The following is a 5205-nucleotide window of genomic DNA, read 5'->3' as shown; positions in this document are numbered from 1 at the left end:
GCGATCAGCAGCACCTTGCCGATGTGGCTGCTGGCCTCCACGCACCGGTGGGCGTCGGCCGCGTCCTGCATCGGGATCTCACGGTCGACGACGGGACGGACATGACCGCCCTCGATCAGCGGCCAGACGTGCTCCCGCACGGCCGCGACGATCGCCGTCTTCTCCGCCGTCGGCCGGGCGCGCAGCGAGGTCGCGCTGATGGCGGCACGCTTGCCGAGGAGGGCGCCGATGTTCAGCTCGCCCTTGACCCCGCCCTGCATACCGATGATCGCGAGCCGGCCGTTGACGGCGAGGGCCTTGACGTTGCGGTCCAGGTACTTGGCGCCCATGTTGTCGAGGATGACGTCCGCGCCGGCGCCGTCGGTGGCCTGGTTCAGCTCGGCCACGAAGTCCTGCTCGCGGTAGTTGATCAGGATGTCGGCGCCCAGCTCGGCGCAGCGCTCCAGCTTCTCCTTCGTACCGGCCGTGACGGCCACCTTGGCACCGACGGCCTTGGCGAGCTGGATCGCCATGGTGCCGATGCCGCTGGAGCCGCCGTGCACGAGCAGCGTCTCGCCGGGACGGAGGTGGGACACCATGAAGACGTTCGACCAGACCGTGCAGACGACCTCCGGGAGTGCCGCCGCCTGCTTGAGGTCGAGCCCCTGGGGGACGGGGAGCAGCTGGCCGACCGGGACGGCGACCTGCTCCGCGTAGCCACCGCCCGCGAGCAGCGCGCACACCTCGTCGCCGACCGCCCACCCGGTCACGCCGGGGCCGAGCGCGGTGATCCGGCCGGAGCACTCCAGGCCGGGGTAGGGGGAGGCGCCGGGCGGGGGGTCGTAGAAGCCCTGCCGCTGCATGATGTCGGCGCGGTTGACGGCGCCGGCCACCACCTCGACCAGCACCTCGCCCTCACCGGGAACGGGATCGGGGACCTTCGCCCATACCAGCGTCTCGGGTCCACCGGGTTCGGGAATCGTGATCGCATACATGAGAGCGACGCTACCCCCGGCCGGGCCGTGGGCGGCTCAGGTCCGTGACCGATCCGGTCCGGAAGCCGGCTCGGTCCGGAAGCCGGCTCGGTCCGGGAGCCGGCCCGGGTCCACAGGCGGAGGGAGGCCTGGGTCCACGGGCGGAGGGCGGGCTCCGTCGTTGGGCCGGTTCGCGGGGAAACCCATGTGCAAAAGCGATGAGTTTGCGCGACCGTGAAGGTCTCTCCATGCGTAGCCCAAGCACGCCCAAGCACGCCCAAGCACGCGGAAGCACGCGGAAGGACCCGAAGCATGAGCACGCAGACGTCCGGCATGGCGATCGAGACCGCCGGCCTGGTCAAGACCTTCGGTGAGACACGGGCCGTCGACGGAGTCGATCTCACCGTCCCGGCCGGGACGGTGTACGGCGTCCTCGGACCGAACGGCGCAGGCAAGACCACCACCGTGAAGATGCTCGCCACCCTGCTGAGGCCGGACGGCGGCGACGCCCATGTCTTCGGCCACGACATCGTGCGCGAGGCCGACACGGTGCGCGGCCTGGTGAGCCTCACCGGGCAGTACGCGTCCGTGGACGAGGACCTCACCGGTGCCGAGAACCTGGTTCTGCTGGCCCGGCTCCTCGGTCACCGCAAACCGGACGCCCGCAACCGGGCCGCCCAGCTCCTGGAGGCGTTCGGCCTGACGGACGCGGCGGCGAAGCAGGTCAAGCACTACTCGGGCGGAATGCGGCGCCGTATCGACATCGCCGCATCCCTCCTCAACACCCCCGACCTGCTGTTCCTCGACGAACCGACGACCGGCCTGGACCCGCGCAGCCGCAACCAGGTGTGGGACATCGTGCGCGCGGTGGTCGCCCGGGGCACGACCGTGCTGCTGACCACGCAGTACCTGGACGAGGCCGACCAGCTGGCGTCCCGGATCGCCGTCATCGACCGCGGGAAGGTGATCGCCGAGGGCACCAAGGGTGAGCTGAAGGCGTCCGTCGGCGCCGGCACCGTACATCTACGGCTGCGCGATCCGGATCAGCGGCCGCTCGCCGCGGACCTGCTGCGCCGCCTGCTCGACGCACAGGTGCAGCCCGAGCCCGACCCGGTCACGCTCACCGCCCGCCTGGGCGCGGCCACGAGCCGGGACACCGCCGCCGAACAGGCCGCCCGCGCGCTGGGCGAACTGGCCACGGCCGGCATCACCGTCGACAACTTCTCGCTCGGCCAGCCGAGCCTGGACGAGGTGTTCCTCGCCCTCACCGGCCACGACACCCGGGCACCGGGCGCCGGTGCCGGTTCCGGGACGGGATCCGGCGCCGACCACTCCTCCGGCCCGAAGGACGAGGTGGCGGCATGAGCACCGTGACGACGACCGCCGAGAGCGCGGAACTCGCCCCGGTCCGCACCGACTCCCTCGCCGAGCTGCTGGTCGCCGAGGAGCGCCCGCCGCGGCCCAGCGCGTGGTCGGCCTCACTGACGTTCGGCTGGCGCGCGATCCTCAAGATCAAGCACGTGCCGGAGCAGCTCTTCGACGTCACCGCGTTCCCGATCATGATGGTGCTGATGTACACGTACCTCTTCGGCGGAGCGCTGGCCGGTTCGCCGACGGAGTACATCCAGTTCCTGCTGCCGGGCATCCTGGTGATGTCGGTCGTGATGATCACGATGTACACCGGTGTCTCGGTCAACACGGACATCGAGAAGGGCGTCTTCGACCGGTTCCGCACCCTGCCGATCTGGCGGCCCTCGACGATGGTCGGCTATCTGCTCGGGGACGCCCTGCGCTACACCATCGCGTCCGTCGTGATGCTCACCGTGGGCATCGTCCTCGGCTACCGGCCGGACGGCGGGGTCGCCGGTGTGCTCGCCGGGATCGTGCTGCTGGTGGTCTTCGCGTTCGCGTTCTCCTGGATCTGGACGATGTTCGGGTTGATGCTGCGCACCGAGAAGTCCGTGATGGGCGTCAGCATGATGGTGATCTTCCCGCTCACCTTCCTGTCCAACGTCTTCGTCGACCCCCGGACCATGCCGGGCTGGCTCCAGGCCTTCGTCGACAACAGCCCCGTCACGCACCTGGCGTCCGCGGTGCGCGGACTGATGGCGGGGGACTGGCCGGCCGACGAGGTGGCCTGGTCGCTGGGCTGGTCCGCCCTGTTCGTCCTGGTCTTCGGACCGATCACGATGCGGCTCTACCACCACAAGTGACGCGGACCGGCGAACGCCGCGGGAGACGACGTGGTGCCNNCACCACGTCGTCTCCCGCGTGTCCCGGCAAGGTCAGTCGTGGAGCGGGCGGATGTCGGGGGTGACCTGGGTGCCCGGCGTCGCCCGCACGATGGTGATCAGCCGGTCCGTCAGCTCGAGCTTCCCGACGTTCTCGTCGTCGTAGCCGAGCACCCGGTGCCCGCGCAGGACGCTCACCACCAGATCGTCGACCTCGCGCGGCAACTTGCCCACCTCGGCCTTTATGACCGGCCGTTCGACCATGTCGAGACCGGTGCCCTGCTGGATGAGGTCCTCCATCACCATGCCGGCCGCGGGGCTGAGCACGGACAGACCGAGCAGCCGGCCGGCCGCGCTGGCACTGGTGATGACCGCGTCGGCACCCGACTGCTTCAGCAAGGGGGCGTTCTCCTCCTCGCGCACCGCGACCACGATCTTCGCGTTGCGGTTGAGCTGACGGGCCGTCAACGTCACCAGTACGGCCGTGTCGTCGCGCTGGGTGGCGATGATGATCTGCTTCGCCCGGTAGACCTCGGCCCGCTTCAGCACCTCACTGCGCGTCGCGTCCCCTATGACGCCCGCGAATCCGTCGGCCGCCGCGGCCTCGATCGCCTTGCTGCTGGGGTCGACCACCACGACCTGCTCCTTGCGGAGCCCCGTCGCGCAGACGGTCTTGATCGCGGACCTGCCCTTCGTGCCGAATCCGACGACGACGGTGTGATCACGCAAGGTGGACCTCCAGCGGTTCAGTCGCCACTCCTCCCGCGTGCGTTCGGTGAGGGCTTCGAGGGTGGTGCCGACCAGGATGATCAGGAACATCACGCGCAACGGCGTGATGACGAAGATGTTGGTCAGCCGGGCAGCGTCACTGACCGGGGTGATGTCGCCGTACCCCGTGGTGGAGAGGGTGACGGTCGCGTAGTAGAAGGCATCGAGGAAATCGAGGGTGCCGTCGGAGTTGTCGGCGTAACCGTCGCGGTCGATGTACACGATCAACGCCGTCACCACGAGGAGGAGCAACGCCATGGACAGCCGCTTGGCAACCTGACGGATCGGATGCTCGACCACTTTCCTGGGCAGTTTCACCCGATGCGTCATCAGGTGCTCGTCCGCCTGACGGGCCATGGCGTCCTCGCCCGAAAGTTTCACGTGAAACACACCCCGATTCCTCCGGATGCCCAGGGCAGATCCAGCAGTTCCGTCTCCTGACCGGGTCGTGTGCCACCCGGGGGGACGACCGCGAGGGCATCGGCCGCCGCGATGCCCCGCAGCATGGCGGGACCGTTGTAGTGCAACGGCAGGGCCACATCACCGCGCAGTACGACCGGGACGAGACGGGTGTCGTGCGGATGTCCCTGCACCGCGTTCCGCAGCGGCATCGTGTACGGCTCGGGGGCGGGGCGGCCCGCGAGGGTCCGCAGCAGGGGTTCGGCGAGCGTGAGCAGCCCGGAGACCGCGGCAAGGGGGTTGCCGGGCAGACCGACGAGGTACTGGTTCTCCTTGGTGCGGGCCAGGAGCATGGGGTGGCCGGGGCGCACCTCGACTCCGTCCACGAGGAGTTCGGCGCCGATGCGGCGCAGCGTCGGGTGGACGTGGTCGACCGGGCCCGCGGCGGTACCGCCGGTGGTGAGGACGACATCGGCGCCGGACCTCGTGATCGCCTTGTACAGCGCCTGCGCGTCGTCGCGGACCCGGCGGACGGCGGTGACCTCGGCACCGAGTGCGCGCAGCCAGGGCGGCAGCATCGGGCCGAGGGCGTCCCGGATCAGTCCGTCGTGCGGCAGGCCTCCGGTGAGCAGTTCGTCGCCGAGGACGAGGACCTCGACGCGGGGGCGGGGGAGGGTACTGAGCGTGTCGTACCCGGCGGCCGCGGCGAGGCCCAGCACGGCCGGGGTCACCAGGGTGCCGGCCGACAGCAGTTGCTCGCCGCTGCGGCACTCCTGGCCGCGTGGGCGGATGTCCTGACCGTGCGCGACCGTGGAGCCGGACCCGGCGCGGGATGCGCCCGGCGGCCGGGGCGG

The 5205-nt window shown here is 70.4% G+C and carries 5 protein-coding genes; 2 read left to right on the top strand and 3 right to left on the bottom strand.

The genetic code is table 11. The features are described from left to right. Positions 1–974, bottom strand: a 974-nt coding sequence (locus AOK11_RS21240) for an NAD(P)H-quinone oxidoreductase (protein ID WP_055595313.1), incomplete at its 3' end; no start/stop codon positions are given. A 291-nt stretch (positions 975–1265) separates the two neighbouring features. Between AOK11_RS21240 and AOK11_RS21235 the strand changes: the two genes are divergently transcribed. Further along, a complete protein-coding gene (locus AOK11_RS21235) occupies positions 1266–2318 on the top strand; it encodes an ATP-binding cassette domain-containing protein (RefSeq protein WP_055595312.1) in 1053 nt (350 codons plus the stop codon). Further along, positions 2315–3166 carry an ABC transporter permease gene (locus tag AOK11_RS21230; RefSeq protein WP_055595311.1) on the top strand — a complete coding sequence of 284 codons (852 nt, stop codon included), beginning with the start codon at positions 2315–2317 and terminating at the stop codon, positions 3164–3166. Before AOK11_RS21235 ends, AOK11_RS21230 begins: the two co-directional genes overlap by 4 nt. Positions 3167–3238: 72 nt before the next feature. Here the strand turns inward: AOK11_RS21230 and AOK11_RS21225 are convergent, their stop codons facing one another. Both AOK11_RS21225 and AOK11_RS21220 read right to left on the bottom strand, forming a co-directional pair. Continuing rightward, positions 3239–4333: a potassium channel family protein gene (locus AOK11_RS21225; RefSeq protein WP_055595310.1), complete on the bottom strand. Its 1095-nt coding sequence runs from the start codon at positions 4331–4333 to the stop codon at positions 3239–3241. Beyond that, on the bottom strand, positions 4330–5205 hold an 876-nt coding region (locus AOK11_RS21220; protein WP_240497432.1), incomplete at its 5' end, for a molybdopterin-binding protein. The genes AOK11_RS21225 and AOK11_RS21220, both read right to left, overlap by 4 nt.

This window comes from Streptomyces hirsutus (assembly GCF_001418415.1).
Classification (GTDB): domain Bacteria; phylum Actinomycetota; class Actinomycetes; order Streptomycetales; family Streptomycetaceae; genus Streptomyces; species Streptomyces hirsutus.
This window is presented reverse-complemented; position numbering and strand designations above follow the sequence as displayed.

What these genes read in the sequence shown, in the direction of transcription:
- AOK11_RS21235 (WP_055595312.1), top strand. Translation starts at nt 1,266, where the DNA reads ATGAGCACGCAGACGTCCGGCATGGCGATCGAGACCGCCGGCCTGGTC.
- AOK11_RS21230 (WP_055595311.1), top strand. Translation starts at nt 2,315, where the DNA reads ATGAGCACCGTGACGACGACCGCCGAGAGCGCGGAACTCGCCCCGGTC.